Source organism: Rhodopirellula bahusiensis (assembly GCF_002727185.1).
Taxonomy (GTDB): domain Bacteria; phylum Planctomycetota; class Planctomycetia; order Pirellulales; family Pirellulaceae; genus Rhodopirellula; species Rhodopirellula bahusiensis.
In genome coordinates this window covers 292,645-310,962 of the sequence record NZ_NIZW01000004.1, presented here as the reverse complement: position 1 = coordinate 310,962, position 18,318 = coordinate 292,645, and the positions used below count along the sequence as shown (strand labels likewise).

General features: G+C 56.0%; 6 protein-coding genes. 2 read left to right on the top strand and 4 right to left on the bottom strand.

Annotation, left to right across the window (positions count from 1 at the left end; all coding sequences use genetic code 11):
* Positions 1 to 173: 173 nt before the first annotated feature.
* From CEE69_RS07750 to CEE69_RS07740, 3 genes are read right to left on the bottom strand one after another with little or no spacing between them, the layout of a single operon-like run.
* Positions 174 to 1,415, bottom strand: coding sequence for an aminotransferase class V-fold PLP-dependent enzyme (locus tag CEE69_RS07750; protein ID WP_099260129.1), 1,242 nt, complete (start codon positions 1,413 to 1,415; stop codon positions 174 to 176).
* Complete coding sequence (locus CEE69_RS07745; protein ID WP_099260128.1) at positions 1,415 to 11,926, bottom strand: DUF7133 domain-containing protein; 10,512 nt, start codon at positions 11,924 to 11,926, stop codon at positions 1,415 to 1,417. The genes CEE69_RS07750 and CEE69_RS07745 overlap by 1 nt, the downstream gene beginning before the upstream one ends.
* Positions 11,923 to 15,987, bottom strand: coding sequence for a hypothetical protein (locus tag CEE69_RS07740; RefSeq protein ID WP_233215005.1), 4,065 nt, complete (start codon positions 15,985 to 15,987; stop codon positions 11,923 to 11,925). The genes CEE69_RS07745 and CEE69_RS07740 overlap by 4 nt, the downstream gene beginning before the upstream one ends.
* A 31-nt stretch (positions 15,988 to 16,018) precedes the next feature.
* Between CEE69_RS07740 and CEE69_RS33100 the strand changes: the two genes are divergently transcribed.
* Positions 16,019 to 16,396 (top strand): hypothetical protein, encoded by a 378-nt coding sequence (locus tag CEE69_RS33100; RefSeq protein WP_233214997.1) that lies wholly within the window; start codon positions 16,019 to 16,021, stop codon positions 16,394 to 16,396.
* Positions 16,397 to 16,419: 23 nt separating this feature from the next.
* Here CEE69_RS33100 and CEE69_RS07730 read toward each other — a convergent pair whose 3' ends face one another.
* Positions 16,420 to 16,767: a hypothetical protein gene (locus CEE69_RS07730; protein WP_099260125.1), complete on the bottom strand. Its 348-nt coding sequence runs from the start codon at positions 16,765 to 16,767 to the stop codon at positions 16,420 to 16,422.
* Between the two features lie 265 nt (positions 16,768 to 17,032).
* On the opposite strand from CEE69_RS07730, the gene CEE69_RS07725 reads away from it, so the two are divergent.
* On the top strand, positions 17,033 to 18,286 hold the full coding sequence (locus tag CEE69_RS07725; RefSeq protein WP_099260181.1) for a sensor histidine kinase: 1,254 nt from the start codon (positions 17,033 to 17,035) through the stop codon (positions 18,284 to 18,286).
* The last annotated feature ends 32 nt before the right edge of the window (positions 18,287 to 18,318 follow it).

Sequence of the window (18,318 nt, the reverse complement as noted above, 5' to 3'; positions counted from 1 at the left end):
GATCGGCGACGCATCGCTTGGCGACACACCATTATTGAAACCGATCCACCCCTTTATTTCCATGCCTGCCGTTCTGAGTGTTTCCGTGCCTTACGCCCCGGAAATGCATCAGGACGGTGGGCCGGAACTCAAGCTCGCAAAGGGACTTAAGTCGTCGCGAAACAATGGCGTGATCAAGTCAGAGATGTGATTTGAGCGGCGATTTCCGCGACTGCAGCGATCACGGCATCGATTTCTTCGGGAGTCGTGCCGTGTCCCCCGCTGATGCGGAGCGTGCCGGCGGAATCTGTCCCGAGGTGACGGTGAATTCGAGCGGCACAGTGATGCCCCGAGCGAACCTCGATTCCAAACTCCGCATCCAAGATTGCGGCGGCATCATCCGGTGGAAGCTCCGGCCCAAAATCGAGGCTAGCGATCGGAAGCGGCCCTGGGCGACCGAACACCTGGATCCCATCGATCCCGTTCAGGCCCACATGAAGTTGCTGCGACAATGCAGCCAGTTCGGTCGCAGAATCCTCCAACGCCGCCATTGAATTCATCGCCGCCGTCCATCCTGCGATGGCGGGCAGATTCATTGTCCCCGGTTCCAGTTTTCCTGGCATGGTTTGGGGCATCGCATCGGATCGACCATCGTGCCCGGTTCCGCCCTGCATCCATGGCTGGATTCGGTCGTGCCACTCGGGTGACAGATAAAGCATTCCGATTCCTGGCGGACCGCCACATCCTTTGTGAGCGGGAGCGGCCAAAGCACGCACGCCAAGCGTTTGAATATCGATCGGCACGTAGCCAAGCGACTGGGCCGCATCACATAAAAACAGAATTCGATTGGACGCGTTTCTTGATTGGTTGATTTCAGCGATTGCCTCGCCGATTTCAGCGATCGGTTGGACGGTTCCGGTCACATTGGACACATGCGATAGAGCCACGAGGCGAGTTGCGTCGTCGATCTTTCCGATGACCTCGTTTACTTGAAGGGAACCGTTGGCATCCGAAGCGACTTCTTCAACCCTTGCGTCGGCTGCCTTTGCCGCGACCAACATGGGTCGCAAGACAGCGTTGTGCTCGACCGAGGAAGTCAGGATATGCGATCCCCGACCGATGTCATGCGATGGACCAACCAGCCCGTGGACGACCGCGTTCAATGCTGACGTGCATCCCGAGTGAAAGCTGACGCAGTCAGCCGATTCGGCATTCACGAAGCGAGCCAGTTTGGATCGCAAGGAACGGACCCGTTCGCTTGCTTTCATTGCGGACGCGTGGTTGCCTCGTGAAGCGGAGGCCCCAACGTTGGTCATGAACTCGACCATCGCATCGGTGACTCCATCCGCTTTCGGCCATGACGTCGCGGCGTGATCCAGATAGATGCGATGTTTGGATTCGGGCACTGTCGAGTCAACGGCGGGAGGCGATGGCATCACAAACCTTCAGCGGCGTACCGCCAACGTTTCAGATAAGCAATCAGATCCGACATTTGAGTGACCGACAAGGTTTGTTCCATCCCGCTGGGCATCAACGAAGCGTCCACCGCACGAAAGGTTTCGATGTCATCGCGGGACACTCGCCGTTGTTGATTGCCCGCTTCGAGCAAGGTGACGGACTCCGAGTTTTCGTTGTGAAGCAATCCAGACACAACCTCGCCATCGATGGTCAATATTTGATAGCGAGTGAACGAAGCGTCAATGGCCGCATCAGGGTTCAGAATCGCGACCAACAACGCTTCCGCGGTCTTGGTTCGGCTGTCACTGATGTCGGGACCGACCATGTGGCCCACATCTTCCATGCGGTGACAATTGGAGCAGTGCTGCACAAACAGTTGCCGACCACTGTCGACGTTGGCGGTCGAGAAACGATTCGCGACGTCCGCGTATTGTTGCAAAACTTTGGCTCGATCTTCCGGCGGTGCAAACGTTTGATTGGCGAGTCTGCGAATGGTTCCATCTCGGTGAGCTCGTAGTGCGTTTGCCGTGGTGGCATCAACGAACGATCGTGGCAAACTTTCGTCTCGCACGGCCGCCAGCAACCACGTCGCGGTGTCCAGGTCGGATCGGGCGTGGCGGCAAACGACGCCGCGTTCTTCGGGACGCCATGGATCCGGATGTGAAACCAAGATGGAACGCGTCCATTCGGGATCTGACTTCAGCAATCCATCCAAAATTCGCGAGCGCAGTTCGGCGTCGGTGGAATCAGTCAATTGCGAACGAAGTTCGGGTGAATCCGACGCGATGCGAAGCAGCACTTCCGCCGCCTCTTTCCGAAGACCGTGATCTTCATTCGAATCCATCAACACTGCCTTCGCGGTCTCTGTCACCCGAGCGAAGAAGTTCGCGTTCGGTCCGTTGATTGCTTCTCTCACCGTCGCCGTCGATCGAGCACCAGCGATCCAGCTCGCGACGAATCGCAGTGAGTCAGCGTTGTTTTTGACGCTCGAAATCAGAGCGAGTGTGGTCTCGGGAGCCGACTCGGCGGAACGCTGAATCCATTCCTGAAGATTGGAGCGACCATTCGCCGTGACTTGCCGGTTGTCCTCAGCAATGAATCGGTGAATGAGCTCAAGTCGCATCGGTTGCGGTACCGAGAGCAGCAATTTCGCAATCAGCTTCGAGTCCGCTTGTTCCACCGCAAGCTTGTGCAGCGAATCCAAAACAGATCGGAAATCATCGGATTGCGGAAGACCAGCGATTCGTTGACTCTCGTCCGACGCGAGGAAATTTTCCAAAGCGACTCGGCGTACTAACCCGCTGCTGTCACCGGCGAATGTACGGAATGTTTTCGCGTCCCAACCTGTTGTTTGTTTCGCGGCAATGGCTCGAAGCCGTGGTTCCGACTCCGTTGCGAGTCTTGATTGCTGTTTCGAGTTCAGGCTTCCAAGCTGAGCCAACAACGCTGCCGCTCTAGCTATGCCGGGCGGACTGGTTTCGGAAGATTGCAGCAGTTCGGAAAGTTTCTTGACGACCAATGTTTTGGTGCCTGGATCAGCCATTTGCTGAGTCAGATGCATGGTCGCCAAGGATCGACGAACGGCATCGTTGGAACGCAATGCGTCGATGGCTTCTTCGACGCTGTGAATCGGATGAAAGCCAGAGGCAGGGTTCGGTGGAACCAAACGCCAGATCCGGCCAAGGTCGTTGCCGTGCCAAGTGTCCGGCCGGTTCTTCAGTTCTTCCGGGACCCAATCGGGATGTTCGATCACTGCGCGAGCCATGTCGACGACCAGCACGGCACCATTTTGATCCGGAACCAAATCCACCGGGCGAAACCAAGTGTGTTCATTCGCGAGCCATTCGCTTTCAGTGTCTTCTCGTGTTGCATGCCAGTTCTCGCCATCGAACCGCATTCGCTGGCGTTGAACCAAGGAACCGGTGGGTTCACAAACGAACAACCACTCGTCATCCATCGCCAAGACGCCGCACGCGGCGCTGAATTGTCCGGCGTGCAGGTGGCTGGTCGTCCAAGCGTTGCTGATCGGGTGGACTTCCGAATGTTCACCGGCGATGGCGATGTCCAACAATGCATCCACCGGAGCCAGTTCGTGAACGCGTTGGATTGTGCTGTCGTCCAACACGGCCTGGATCGCGGGATTGCGGTTGCTGCATCCGATGCGGCGACCGAAATCATCAATCGTCAAACCATGTTGGCTGTTGCCGGAGACGCGACCCCAGTAGCCACCGTGAGGATCAAAGCAGAAGTCATTTTTTGACAGCGTCAGTGGACCTCGCTCGGAATCAAATCGCGAGTCGACGGCTTCAATCTTTCCGCCACGCAATCCATTGGCGATGTAGACCAATCCATCAGGGCCGAGGATCGGATGGTTCGCTCGCAGTTGTTCGTTGCCCGTCGTGAAGCCACGGAACAATGTTTGGTGGTCGTCAGCAACTCCGTCGCCATCCGTGTCTCGCAGCCAAGCGATCTCGCCGGCCATTGTGACGATCGCTCCATCCAACCAAGACTTCTGCTCCGTTTCAACTGTTTTGCTGCCTTTGATTTTTTCACTGACTTTGATTGTCCCGCCCGGGACTTTCGACGGCCAAGGCAACACGCCGGTCGCGAAATTCAGTCCATCAGCGAAAGTGGTTGCCCGATCCATCGCGCCGTCACCATCCGAGTCGACGAGAATACGGATGCGTCCGAGGATCGGCTCTGCGCCATCGGCAGGTTGTGGGTAGTCGGGCATCTCCACCACCCATAAACGACCTTGCTGATCGAAGGCGGCAGAGACGGGATCGACAACCAACGGTTCGGCGGCGACGAGTTGCAACTTCCATCCATCCCGCATTCGCATCGCGTTGGCGATGTCCGTTGGGCTGGGAGACTCGACTGATTTTGCGGAAGATTCGGCAAAGGCTTGTCCGGATGGTTGCAGACAAACGGCCAAGACCAACAACGCCGACGCCCAAACTCGCAAACGTTTTCGAAGTGGTTTCCAGAAGGCTTCAAATCCACTGAGCATCACGGCGGTGACCATTAAAGCGAGCGCGAGCGGCATTGGGGCGAGCACCAACGCAATGCAGCCCAGCATGAAGATCCAGGTTGCAGGATTGCCCACTAAGTCCTGAACGTTGGAAACCCAATTGGCTCGTTCACCGTTGTAACGATTTCGATTGGGGTGAAGTCGCAAGATGATCAGCAAGCAAGCACTGGTGAGCAGCAATAGAAAACGCATTCCGTGTTGAGCCCACTGCATTGCCGTGGAAGACCGAGACGTGGCCGACCACTGCGGAGGAAGTTCGCGTTTGTTGGATTGATACTGACTGTCGATGATCCAGTGTTCTGGTTGTTGACTGGTGAGAACAAAAGCCCACTGACCATCGCGAAGTTTGCTTGACTCACTGGCTTGCCACCAGGTATCCGACGCGCCGGTTGAGTAGCGCTGAATCTGCATGGCGAGGAATGATTCCATTTCTTCCCAGGAGAAAACAGCTTCGGGTGGACGGTCTGCAAACTCTGCTGAAAGGCGTTCCAGCGAAACAGAGTCCTCGGTCGAGGCGGTGGCAGGATCAAACGGAATTCCCGCCGCTAGACTGATCGATGTGTATCGTTGCAACCAATCCTTCATCCACGACGCGACTTCTTCATCACGGCGATCAGCCAATGAGTCTGATGCCGCCGCGATCGAGCGAACCGTGGTCGTGGCGAGGATTTGCCAGCGTTCGTCCGGGGTGATCGATTGCCACGGAGTCCAGTCCATCGTGGTTCGATTGGGAGTGGCGTTTTTGGGGGCCATCATGGGAGCAGCAGAGCTTTGGCGTGACAGCGAAAGTGAATCCGTGGTACCGCTCTGCCGAGATAGCAGGCGGGTGAAGGTGGATTGAAGTGGCGTTTGGATCTCGTTCCACATCGGTGCGTCGGAGTGATCAAACTGGGGATCCATCTCCAACAGGATCTCAATGCCTTGGCTGAGGCGACTCAAGGGTAACAAAAACTGAAGGCGTCTGTCGTCCAATGGAAGTGCATCGGCTGGCAACCCATTCGTCCAACCCGCAACAAAGCGAGTGTGATCGGGCAGCGTGAGCGTGAGATGCGAAGCGTCACCAGGAACGATGTCAAAACGACTGACAAGATAGCGGTCGTTGAATAGCTGATGGTCCGCGTGCGTGATCGAAGCAAGGTTGTTGGTCTTTCGCATCCTTTCAAGTTCCACCGACCAGTTTTCGTTGGCGACACGGAAGTAGGCGGGCTCTTCTGCCTCAGGCTTGGTGGATTCAACCTGCGTTTCCGAGTCGTCTTCGTTTGTCGATGAATGCGAAAGCAATTTCCATCTTGGCTTCGGCATCGGTTCGACACCGTTGGTTTCCCAGCGAATGGGAGCGTTGGTCAGTTGGTTGGGTACGACGATGTCGGTTCGCGAACGTTGAGACTGGAGGACGCGAATTTTGGGGACACTCACTCGCACCAAGTCACCCGCCGCGAGACGACTGGTGAGGCGAATCGATCGAATGTCTTTGTCAGCCAATCGAATGCGAATGACCTGACGGGCGGGGCTGAGCGTCGGTTGTCGAGTCGACGCGCACAGCGGAGAAATCTGCAGGGCGTCACACCAACGCGTGGGGATTTCGACGTCGAGGAAGTCAGGTTGTTGTTTGGACTTCAGCTGCAGATCGGTTTGAGCGATCCAGCGTCCTTCTTCCCATCGCAATGCAACTCGGACATCGGCTTGGAAGGAATGTCGAACTGGATTGGATCGGAATCGTGCGTTCCCCAGTGCCTGGACCGCGGATCCTTGAATCAACCATTGATCCATCAAAATCTTACCGGATGCCAGCATGGAAGCAGGACCAGCATCGCCCGATTTTTCACCTTCCAACTCGGGTGGCGACTTCCACTGGATGTTGGTGTTGGACGAACGTGAGATAACAACTTCGTTGGCCGAGTTGACATCGCCGCCGACGTGAACCGGTTCGATATCGATCAATGCCAACGAATTGTCATTGGATTTTTTCAAAGCGACCTGAGCTTCGATTGACAACTCCATGCCGCGTCCTTCGTAGCGGACCAGTAAACAATCTCGGTCTCCGTCGCGAACCAATTCCCAGCTGGTTCCGGATCGCTCTTCGGGTTTGCTGGGGGGCTTGGCGGCGGGCTCGGTCGTTGTTTCTAAGTCCGTTTCTTCGTCTGCAGTCGCGTCTGCCGTTTCCGGATTGACAGAACTTTCCTCGGTCCGGTTGGGTGAACTAACAAGCAACCCAGGTTGTTGAATCTCCCAATCGAATATCTGTGTCTTGGGTGGTAGCACGATTTTGATGATACGAAGCCGGACGCTTGCTTCGGTTGCCGACGCAGGGACCTCTCCGCTTGCATCGGAGTTTCCGGTTGCGGGGTCGCCGTTTCCTGGGGCGGCGGTGACCGGTGTTGGTTCGAAGGTTGCATCCAGACGAATCGTTTGGTGCGATGAATCCAAGTGGATTTCTTGCCGAGAATTGAAGACCAACTCTGATGGAGTGGAGATTCCAATCTGAACGATCGGCGTTGTTCCGGAACTCTTGGCTGCACGATCGAGGCGGCTGATCGGTCCGGACCATTGCGAGTAAAACTGTTCGGTTGACACGCGTTCCGTCCCCAGCGATGCGGGCCAAACCGGCTGAAGATCGCTCGAAAGCGTCCACGCCACCAGTGTTTCTGAGAACACGGTGCGAGAGTTCGTGAGTGCCGATTCATCGGTGGACGAAGGCTCTTCCCAGCGGTCGTGCAAAGACAGACCAGGACAACTCAGAAGACGCTCAGTTGGCAGCGTTGACGTATTGGTTGACGCTGTATCATCCGAAGTGGTAAATGGTCGCGCAGTCGATCGTGACGACCAATCGGAACTGAGGTCCCATACCAATCGAATCGGTTCGTCCGACGAACTGACTCGTGTGAGCTTCCATTGCGACGGTGTTTGACGAAGCAATTTCCAGTCGCGAGAAATCAGCCGCGGCGTGGAGCTGGTTTCTCGATGAAAACGAAGGATCACTTCACCGCCGGGTGGAGGCGGCTGCAGCGGATCCAATTCGCATTCGACGGAGCAATGTTTGGCGGTAGCGTTCAACCAGTATCGCCGTATCCACTGTGACGCTGAGTTCCATGCCACCGGCAGTTGTGCATTGTCGACCTGGGTGCTTGCTTGGTTGCCGAGACCTGTGTCGGTCCCACTTGCAATCGCGTCCGCGGTCGCTTTGCTCTGCAAATGAACGTTCAGCCGATTGCACGGCCCGATCAAAAACTGGTTGGAAGAGATGATGCCAAATCCAACCGGCCGATCGACTGCTGGCCAAGCGATTTCGTCTGTGACCAATCGATAGTTGTCGATGCGGTAATCACGACGGACGGCCAAACGAGCTTGGGGAAGTCGCGGGAGATCGATCGCGATTTGCGTTCCGGTTGCATGGTGCAAAGTCTGGCAACGCAATCGCAGTTGCAAGTCAAAACGTTTGCCGGATGGAACAACGATGAGTGTCCCCGGTTGCTCATCGGTGGTCGTTGTTAGAACTCGTGTGCTCTCGTCAGGACGAATCAGCACCAACTCTTCAATCGACTCTGGCGAGAAAGGCAGGCGCAGTCGACTGCTGGGCGTCGAAGTTTCAACGGTGAATCGGGCGAGCAACTCGATGGGGAATTCATCGCGAGCTAGGCTGATGGCACGTTTCGAACGTTCCGATGTCAGATCCAATTCGTAGTTGGTTTTCAAAAACGAAACTTGTCGAACGCGTTCGTCCGGTCGGACCAAGAACAGATCTTGGTAAAGCGACTCGGGGATGTACGCTTTGTTGCCCATGGGACGATTCTCGGGATCCAACGGAACCAAGACGTCCATGGTTTGAGCGGATGCCACGCCGCCGCCGATTGCGGAGCAACCGATAATTGCCCAACCAAGCCAGCTTCGAAGCAGTGCGGAACTCGAAAAATCGCTGGTCGGGTCGTCGCCTGAAGAGTGCGGGGGAAATTCAGAACGATTGGATTGGCCGGTCGCAACCGGAGCGTGACGCGGAGAGGACGCGAGAGTGTTGGTCAATTGCCAGTGCTGTGTCGCCACTCGCAAAAGCCCGATCGTCAACGGCAGAGCAACCCAGGCGGTCAGCGGCACATGAGCCTCCGGCCAAAGCAGCATCGCGAATAGTGAAAGTGCCAAACCGGATGCCAATCCCCAACGTGCCGTCCAGCCCGCAGCCAAACTGAGTGCGAGAAGTACGATTGCTCCGACCCACCCGATTCCAATCACCATCTGCGAAAAAATGAGATGAGGTGACTCAGAGGAACCCAGCAAAGGAATTTGCAGGCTGTCTTCGGCGGGAGAAACACGCAGTTGTGAACCCAGCGTCAGGCCGACGACTTGCAGGTCCGTGACTTGTGGTTTTCTGATCCATGATTTTTCAAACGACGTGGTCGTCCATTCAATTTCAAGCAACAACTCAGACTGTTGGGTAGCCGGAAAACGAAGATGATGTCGACGTGTCAATTCAGGATGAACTTCCGCACCGTTGATGCGTGCTTCGATCAAGTGTGCATCCCATGGGAACTTCACTTCGATTGGTTGCGTGGCAACCAAGTCGAAACGGGTGCGAGCCCGGTCGGTGCCGCTGGCCGAAGCGATAACGTGAGTGTTTTGCTGCAGGACCACGTTGGCGGGCGGCGTTTGATTCCGGTGACGGACCCGAACGATGACGTGTGGTGACGTCTCGTATCGGTAACGAAACGGTTCCATTCCAGCGTCGGCGTTTGGGGTTGGTATTCCAACCAGGTTTGCGACTGGTCGAGCCAATTGCAGTTCCGAGCTAATGAGCAGTTCACATGTTTGCGATGTCGCATCCGCCAATCGGAACAAACCAATCGGAAGTGCTCGCGTTTTGGGTTGCTCCTTCGAACTCGAGTCGTCGTTGTTCGTTGCGTGAAAGCACTTGCCAATCAGAAGCGATTTGTCGTTGAAGTTTCGTGGTACCGGAATGCTCCATTCGAACCATCCGCCGGATCCGCCGGCTGATTCCTCGGAGTCATTTGCCTCGGAGGATGCTTGGAAATCGTCACTGGTTTCCGATTGCGGTTCCATGGATTGACGAGGCACCCAGCGCCGCGTGACAGCATCCTCGTCGACCGAATTGACAGCGGAGGCCGGCGAGAGGCGGGTCTGCCATTTCATGTCATTCGGTGGTGACTGTTCCGAGCGAGCAGCCAAGCGAACTTTGACGACCCGCGACGTTTGTGGCAAACCTTCGACTTGCACCTGGACTCGTTGTTCGATGCCGGTTCTTTCCCGACCGCTGTTCGCCAAAGTCAAGCTGGTTTGACACGATCCGACGATCGTGCTGTCGGGCGTTTCCAATGCAAGTGAAGGGGTTTGGCGAATCGAATGACTGAGGACGATCGCGTCGCCAGGCAACGGAGCAAAGTAGCGTCGCTGTTGAGTCGTTAGTTCGGAAAAATCAATTCGCGACGGCGTGATAGCAGTCTCAGCGGTCCATCCCATGTCAGCGGGAGGGATCACCGCCGCCGTCATCTGACCCGGACAGCCCAGAACCCGAATCATCCACAATTCGTTGACGCGAGGGTTGTTGGGATCTCGGCGAGATTGTCCGGTGGCACGAATCTCCAATGTGCCTTCGCCCGTTGGCAATGCGTCAATCTCATCGGGGCTGGGCCAAATCGTGATGCGGCGACCTCGGCGATTAGGAGCGTTGATGGTCAGTGTTCGTCGCGTCTCGCCAACGGTGATGGAATCGAACGAGAACCCATCTTGAATCTCCAATTCAATGGGAGCCAATCGATCAGGCGACATTGTCATCTGAATCGTACTGCGAGCCTGAATGGTATTGTCTTCCAGTAGGAATCGAGTTTGATGATTCGCGTAAAGGAGTGATTGAGATTCCGCCAGTTCGATCCTCCACGAATTTGTGAGCGAATCCTTGGACAATTCAGGCAGGTCTGCAGGGGCGGTTTCATTGACCAGCAAAGCGGTATTCACCGATTGTCGCGAAGGAGGCGGGCCGACCGCGTTCCAAGTGGCGGTGGAATTGGAGGACTGCGATGCATCCATCGGCGGCGGAGTGACCTGCCATTCATTGGGCAGATGCCAACGTGTTGCGAACAGGTGAGATGGCATCGTCCACTGCAATTGCCATGGCGCGGCGGAGACCACAAACGAGGATGGTAAGACTGGTTCGGGCAGCGAGATCATGTTGTCGTCGCGCGGCAGCGTCGATGTACCTTCCAACAGAACAATTCGCGAATCGGCGGTGGACGGAGTGTCAGATTCATCAATCGCCGTCAGTTTGATGATCGAAGCCGAGGGACCGGGCGTGGAAGCGTCGGCTGGTTCCGAAGCAACCGGGCGAGAAGTGAATGGGACCTCTCGGTCGTCAACTTCGATGCGAGTCACATCTCCGCGCAGCCAAACCCAAGGCGGGATGGACGCGATCGGTTGCGGATCGATCACCAATCGACATTGCCAATTCAAAACGGATCCATCGTGTTTGAACGTCATGCGGCAACCGCGAACAATGGTTGCTGTTTCGACTTCTGCCGCATCGTCCTTCACCGCTTGCAGTTGCAAGTCCAAACGGGATGAACCAGCGGACTCGAGAAAGACCCACCGATCGTTGTCCGATGCTGAATCACTTGCCGCAGTTTCCCTGTACCAATCCGGAAGCTCATTGACACGGACTTGTCGCACGACTGCTTGTTCGCAGCGAAGGACTTGGTTCGCTGGAATACGAATCCACAAACGCGAGATCAATGCTTGCGGCAAAGCGAGTTCCCAACGACTGCCGTTCCAGGTCGGCACCGCTTGCTGCCGCCAATTCCACGCGAGATTGCGATCCGCAAGTGGATTGCTCAAATCACTCGACGTGATGGTGAGCATCCCGGAGTCGTCGGATTCAAAGGCGGCGGTCGATTCTGATTCGACACCCGATTCGTCGTCCATTTCTCGAAGCCGGGAAACAGCAAAGCTGACGTTGCCAAATTGGTGTTCATTGCCGGCTTGCGACGAAAAACGCATTCGGCTGGCGTCACTGACCAAGGAACCGTTTCGGATCGTCGCTACCATTTCACACTGCAAAATGTCGTCGGTCGATGTTTCAGGAGTGACTTCGGTCGCCTCATCAAGTGCCTTGCTCAGCTCGTCAGCGGCAACCGGCCGGAAGTCATCTGGCACAAGTCTCGCGATTTGGGATCCGAACAGAGAGATCCATCGCAACGATTCATCGGCTCGGACTTGCTGCGCAAGCGTTTCCCACTGCGATAGCCTTTCGGCAACCTCAGGTGAAATACCAACCGCATCTTCCGCGTCGATTGTGCTCGCGGTTTCGTCAGTCGCTGGTTCAACCTGCTCGCTCGCTTCCGTCGCCGCCGAATCCGCGTCCTGTCCGGATGCTTGTCCTGTGACCAACAGCGACATCGCAAATGCCCAAGTTGCGATCAGCATCACCCAGGTCGATCGGTTGGATCGAGATTGCGTCATGAGGACGTTCCTGGGGAATGACTTGCCGTGGCTCCTTCTTCGTCGTGGCCCTCGTTCGAAGGATTGGGGCGAGGTTCGGCGTCGGCGTTCGAGCGTTGTCCCGAGTCACCACGGTGTCGCGATGATCCGCTGGGAACGTGCGTTCCTGCCGATTCGTTGATGACGGATCGTGATCCCGGCGAGGAGCCCTGCCCTTTCCGGTTGACTCGCGTGGAGCCAAACGGTGGGATCTTTTCCGAAGCTCGAGAGGCACCCGATGACTGCAACACTCGGTCCGAAGTGGGAGGCGATATCAACGCGGAAATGGCATAGAAAACCGCGACCAACACCAACGAAATCATGATCAACTGAGCCGTCACGATCACTCCATCGGGAGCCGCCACCAATACGCCCGCCAACACCACAGCCAACAAGATGATTGCGAAAGGATGTCGGCTCTGAGGGAACAACTGCGTCGAAGCGGCGAGCAGCAAGGACAAACTTCCCACGGCCAACCACATCATGGTTCGTGAGATCGTCAGTGCAGAGAACGAATAGGGATCACTGGAATAGAAAAGGTATTGATTGCTAGGGACGGTGAACGCAGAGTTCGTCGTTGACTCTTTGAGCGAACTCAGCAGAACCGCGTTCTCTTCAAAGGGAAACGTCACCCATTCCATCAGTTCGGTGTCGTCGACCATCGGCTGGCGAGACAAACGCAACTGATCGCGTTCCCAACGCATCAATCTTCCGCATGACGATGACGCCCAGAACAAGTGCGAGTCGGTGGGGACGGAGAGCTGCCAATCAATCTGCGCCGAACCAACTGGCAATCGCATCAACGGCTCGATGCTAGTCCACCAAGGACTGGAATCGGTTTCCGTCCAAAGTCGAATGTCCAACAGATATCGATCGAGCGATTTGGTGTCGCTGGACTGAGTTGTTGTCGGGGTTGTCGTTGGTATATCAATTCGCAGACCGCTGCGCCCGCGAGAGTAGCCGACAAGGTTGCCGTTCAGTCTCGCTTCAATGCGAATGGCCTTGAGTTGCTCGGACAAACTGATCGAGATTTGTTGACCGTCCTCGACAACGGCCAGCAGTTGTTCGTGGCGAGTTCGTTGGCTGACTAAACTGCGAATCAACGCTCGCGTGACATGCACGGGAGACTCTTCCAAAGACTCTTGCTGAAATTGCAGTGTGAACGGTGCGTCCGGAATGGATGTCAACGACCACTCATTGGTGAGTTTCGGATTCGTAACGCTAGAAGCCGTTTGTCGAGTGCCTGACAAAAGACGTTCGTCGGCGACCGTGACCATCCAAACTTGTCCCGCCCCATCGGTGACTGAATCAGGAACGGTCAACAGGTAATCGGTGTCCAACGTGACTTGGTCGGCGATTGGACGTGGGATCGCAGCCAGAATCTTATCAACTGGCGGTTCGTCGTCCTGCGCCGTGTCCGGGTCTACATTAACCGTTCCATCGGCAGGTTCCATGACGGGAGGTTCGGCGGGGACTTCATTGATCACTTCGATGGTTTCTTCGTCTGCGACCGTCTGAATTAATGTTTCAGAGTTAGCTGGTGGTTGAAGCAAATCACGCAGCAACGTTCGCGAAATCAGTTCGATTTCGTGAGTGCCAACCGACAAACGTGGCGTGACTATTTCGTACGTGGTCCAACCGTCGGAATTGGTCGATGACTCCGATTTTCGAACCATTGCAGGAACCCCATCCACCACCGACGTCCACTGAACGGATTGTTCGTTTGGATTCGGGATGGTGAATTGAGCGATGCCTTCCAAGTCAATTGCACTGGTCAGTGTCCAACGGGTTTGCGTGATCCACTGGTTGCCCTGCGTGCCCATGGATGTGCCGCCCGAAAGATTCAGACGTAGCGGTCGCTCGGTGAAATGACCCGTCACGCTCCAAGCACCATCGACCGAAAGTAAACGAAAACGGTTCGACGAATCATTGTTGATCCGTTGCAAGTTTTCACTTTGCGAAAGATCAACCGCCCACTGCAATCGTTTCGCGTCGGTCACTTGAAGGATCGCTTCGGTGACAGCACTCGAAGACTCATTGGTTTGCAATTTCGGAAGCGTCAGGGTGAGCGGTTCGGCAACCATCTCCTCCGTGACCACTCGTTCACAAGTGATGGTGTATTGGCGAGGCCACTTGCCATCGGACGCATCCGCTTGCCACTGAACCAAACCTTCTGAGATCGAAACGTCCAGCTCTTCGTCAGCATCGTCCGCGGTCAAATGAGTCAGCTGCCATCCGAGCAGATCCAACTGCATGTCTTGGGGATCGATGCCCGCACCGCTGGATTGGACCGTCATCGTGGAACGAGCCAACCGGTTGGTCATGCTCAAGTCCATCGTGATCTGCAGTCGTTGTTGTCGTTGTTTACCTGACAACCAAACGGGCAGCTGAAACGCGTCGCGAAGGAAACGAAACGTTTGAGCACGCTCGCCGACGTTCACCGAAGTCGCGTCCGAAGCGATCGCTTCAACGCCCAAACGCGGACGCCAGCGAAGGCGATGGTCCTCTGCCGTGACCACGGTCACCGTTCCGCGTTGACCAATCGCATCGGGGACACGAGGCAACTGCATCATCCAGGGTGCCGTCGCCGTTGCCTCGGGAACCGGCAGTCGCAACTGCAGGCGAACTTCGACCAGAGAAGTCGATGTCATCGCATCGGCGCGGTCGGTTGAAAAGCGAACACGACGGGTTGGCGAAGGGCCGCTTTCCTGTGCGGATTGGTTTTGGTCGTTGTTGTTCGACGCCGAATCACCGGCCGATTCAGCACCCAGCAACGTCATCGTCCAACCGGAATCCGCGACGTCGATGGCACTGCCAGCTTCAAAGACGGTGTCACTGACTTCTTCACCAACCGATTCGGGAGTCAGGGTGACATCACGGCTGTCTTCGTTGATGGCAACTTCTGGACTGCCAAGCAAAACCGCTTGTTCGGGCAGCTCGATCTCGAACGCATCCAACTGACCACGCAAGTTACGAACGATCATCTGAACTTGCAGACTCGGAGGATCCGCGGGGGATTCCCATCGCAGAATCGCGTTGGACTCCGTTTCTAACAATCGAGCGGCCTGGGTTGCCGACGGCAGCCATTGCCACTTGAAAGCAAACTCACCGCCTTGGCTGTCAATTTCAAATCGTGAACGTCGTTTCGTTTCGTCGTCCGAATCCGGTCCGCGCTGGGACAATTGACGAAGCACTTCGCGTCCACTGCCCACAATCTCGGCAGTAATCAACGGAGGCGAATTCTGATTGGCTTCTGATTGGTGAGGGGCAACGGTCACTTCCACCCGCGTCGGAACGGTTGGCAACGACAATGGCAGAAAGCTGGTGAGAGGTCCTAGACGCCGAACCCGCGTCGACATTTTGAGTTTGCAAATGCAATCGATCGGTGCGTCAGGCGATGCCGCATCCGCCGGCAAAACCAGCTCGTAGTTCAACCCAGCGTTTGCACGCGATGAACTCGCGAGTCCGGAGCTTCCGTTGGCGGCAGCAGGCGAAGTTGCGTCCAGCAGTTCTTCACGAATGGCTGTTTTGTTTTGGGCAACGCGTACGAACGCCCGTGCAAGTTCTTTGTCGGTCGCGGCTGTCGAAGTTGTTTCGTCCAACGGTTCATCCAGATCTGTTTCGGTGCCGAACGATTTTTCGTCACCGGGGATCGTTCGCACGAGCGCCGGTTCCAGCAAGTGGAAACCGTTCAGGCCGAGATCCAACACGATCGGCGTCGACGTGCCTTCTCGCAACGTTCGTGGATCGATGACGAAGTGGCAATCCAGCTCGAACTCGGCTCGTTGTTCTTGAACGGAACCGACCAAGTTGATTCGTTGCAGCGTCGCGCGGCGGTCCTGGACCTGAATGCCCTGCTCCAACCGTCGCAGCCGATCGATTTCCTCGAACGACATTCGAGGCATGACCACGGGAGTGCCCGATTCATCCAGAAACAAAAAAGCGTCCGGTGCGATTCCACCTGAGTCACCTCGGATGATTTCGGGCGTCGGTGTGGTACCGGGTGGCTGGGCCGAGGCATTGGACTCAAAGCAAATCGTCATCAACAGGCACGAGACCAATCCGAAGCCAACGTTGGCGATCCTCAATGCATCGCCGCCGGAGCGGATGGGTTGCGCTGGCGAATCGTTGGCTCGCACATCAACCGCCGACGCATTGAGTACCGGCGCATTGACAACCGGCGCATCGGACCGGACCGGGTACCGATCCATCGGTATCAGGGAATTGGAAATCGAGATGGACGTTGGTCCGTTCAACGGGGGCACCGTCACAGAAAAGTGGCGCGGCGATCAATCAGAAGAGGTTCCCCAGTTTACGCAAATCACGTCACCGGTAACAGCATTTCCTGTCGATCCAGACAACATCCGCCCATATCAAAACCCCACCAATCCCTACGATCTGGTCAGACTGACCACTCAGGCGAACAAAACGCACGCTCATTGTTCTAAATGAGAGCCTCGGAGCGATCTCGTGACCTAGCCCGCGTGGCGTCGTCGCCAAAGGAACCGGAGGTAGTCAAGCATCATCCACTGGATGATCAGCAACGCGACCGGACCGCCGAACAAGATGAATTGGCTGGCCGATTCGCCTTGGAACCATCCCACGCCGGCGGCGCTGAGTGCTGACAAACATGCCATTACGAATGCACCATTGATCAGCAACAAGCCACAAGACAACGCCACCGAACTGAGCGACATCAGGCAACCTCCCGCGAAATCGGTCAACGGCATCGAGGACGCACCGATCCGTTCGGTCTCTTCCGCAGCCGAATCAATTCGATCGGTTCCGATCCGCGAACCACGCTGCTCCTCAGAAACCTTCATCAAATTTTCTATCTTGCGAGATACAGCTGAAAAACCCAAACGTTAGACTGGAGCGATTGGGCGGTCACTGAATAAAATAGCGAGAGATCGCGCAGACGACTCGAATCAGCATGGCTGCAATCGGTGGAAGAAACAACCAGCCAATGATCTCACGTTTGCCTTTGTCGAATCGAATGACGGTATGATTCAAGACGACCGACTACGACCTTCCTCTATCTGTTTTTCGCAACCACCGATGCGATCGTTCGGTCCCGCGATTGCCGGGATGATTCTGATCCTAATCTTGGTCGTTGCCAACGCGTCCACTTGGTTGGTGGGGCTAGTCAGTTTGGTCGTCATCGGTTTGCTGCTGGTTTTTCGTCATTGGCACAGTTCCCAGCAGGACGACGCTGTGGCCGCGTATGTCCGCGACAGCACCGAAGAAATCCAGAAGTGGCAAGAACGCCTCCGTTGCCTACATGCCGAAACACGCCAAAATGCGTCCGCACTATTGCAGCTCAGCGATGGCGTGATCGTCTTGGCAAAGGACTTTTCCGTTCTGCTGATCAACCCGTCCGCGGTCCGATTGCTGGGACTGAAAAAACGCGACGCATTGCTGGGCCGTTGTTTCACTGAGTTGGTGCGAGTCCCTCAGTTGCTGGCGTCGATTCGTTCGGCGGTCAAAGAACATCAACCGCAGGAGTTCATCGTAGAGGTTCACGACCAGGGTGTCATTCGTCCTCTTCGGGTCCGAGTCGACTTGATCGACACGGGCGAAGAACCCAACCTGCAATTGTCGCTTCGTGATGAAACGGAAACTCGCCGAGTTGAGGAGATGCGACGCGAATTCATTGCCAACGTTTCGCATGAACTCAAAACGCCGTTGGCGGCCATCAAAGGTTACGCCGAAACGGTTGAGTTGGCGGTGCAAGACGACCCGGATGCGGCCCTGCACTTCATGCAGCAAATTATGTCGCAGTGCTTGCGGCTCGAGCGATTGGTGCACGAGATGATGCAACTGGCTCGGGCACAGGCTGGACCTGCCAACTTGCATCTCTCCAGCGTGTCTTTGTCCGAAATCGTCTTCGATGCGATTCGAACTTACGAACCCGTCGCGGCTGCGAACGGTTTGGATTTGATTCAGGAAGTCCCTGATGGCAAAGCCAAAATCATTGCCGATCGCGAAGCCACTTTGACGATTGCTAACAACTTGATCGGCAATGCGATTCGCTACACGCAGTCGGGAGGCGAGGTGCGAGTCTCGATCGTCGAGCAAACCGATCGATGGGCTTTGATTGTCGAAGACACCGGTGTTGGAATTCCCTACTCGGAACAGCAGCGGATCTTTGAGCGTTTTTATCGAGGCAGTCGGAACGAAGAATCCAGCACCAGCGGCACCGGGTTGGGACTCGCCATCGTCAAACACCTGACGCAGGCTCAGGCTGGTGACGTTTCCGTCACCAGCACGCCAGGCGAAGGCTCGCGTTTTTGCGTTTGCCTGCCGGCCGTGCAAGCGTCAACGGAACTGAACCGGGTTTAGATCGCAGGGGCCGGCGTGATACCATGGGGGCG

Coding starts and splice junctions, on each gene's coding strand:
- CEE69_RS07730 (WP_099260125.1), bottom strand. CDS start 16,767: ATGAAGGTTTCTGAGGAGCAGCGTGGTTCGCGGATCGGAACCGATCGA.
- CEE69_RS07750 (WP_099260129.1), bottom strand. CDS start 1,415: ATGCCATCGCCTCCCGCCGTTGACTCGACAGTGCCCGAATCCAAACAT.
- CEE69_RS07745 (WP_099260128.1), bottom strand. CDS start 11,926: ATGACGCAATCTCGATCCAACCGATCGACCTGGGTGATGCTGATCGCA.
- CEE69_RS07740 (WP_233215005.1), bottom strand. CDS start 15,987: ATGACGATTTGCTTTGAGTCCAATGCCTCGGCCCAGCCACCCGGTACC.
- CEE69_RS07725 (WP_099260181.1), top strand. CDS start 17,033: ATGATTCTGATCCTAATCTTGGTCGTTGCCAACGCGTCCACTTGGTTG.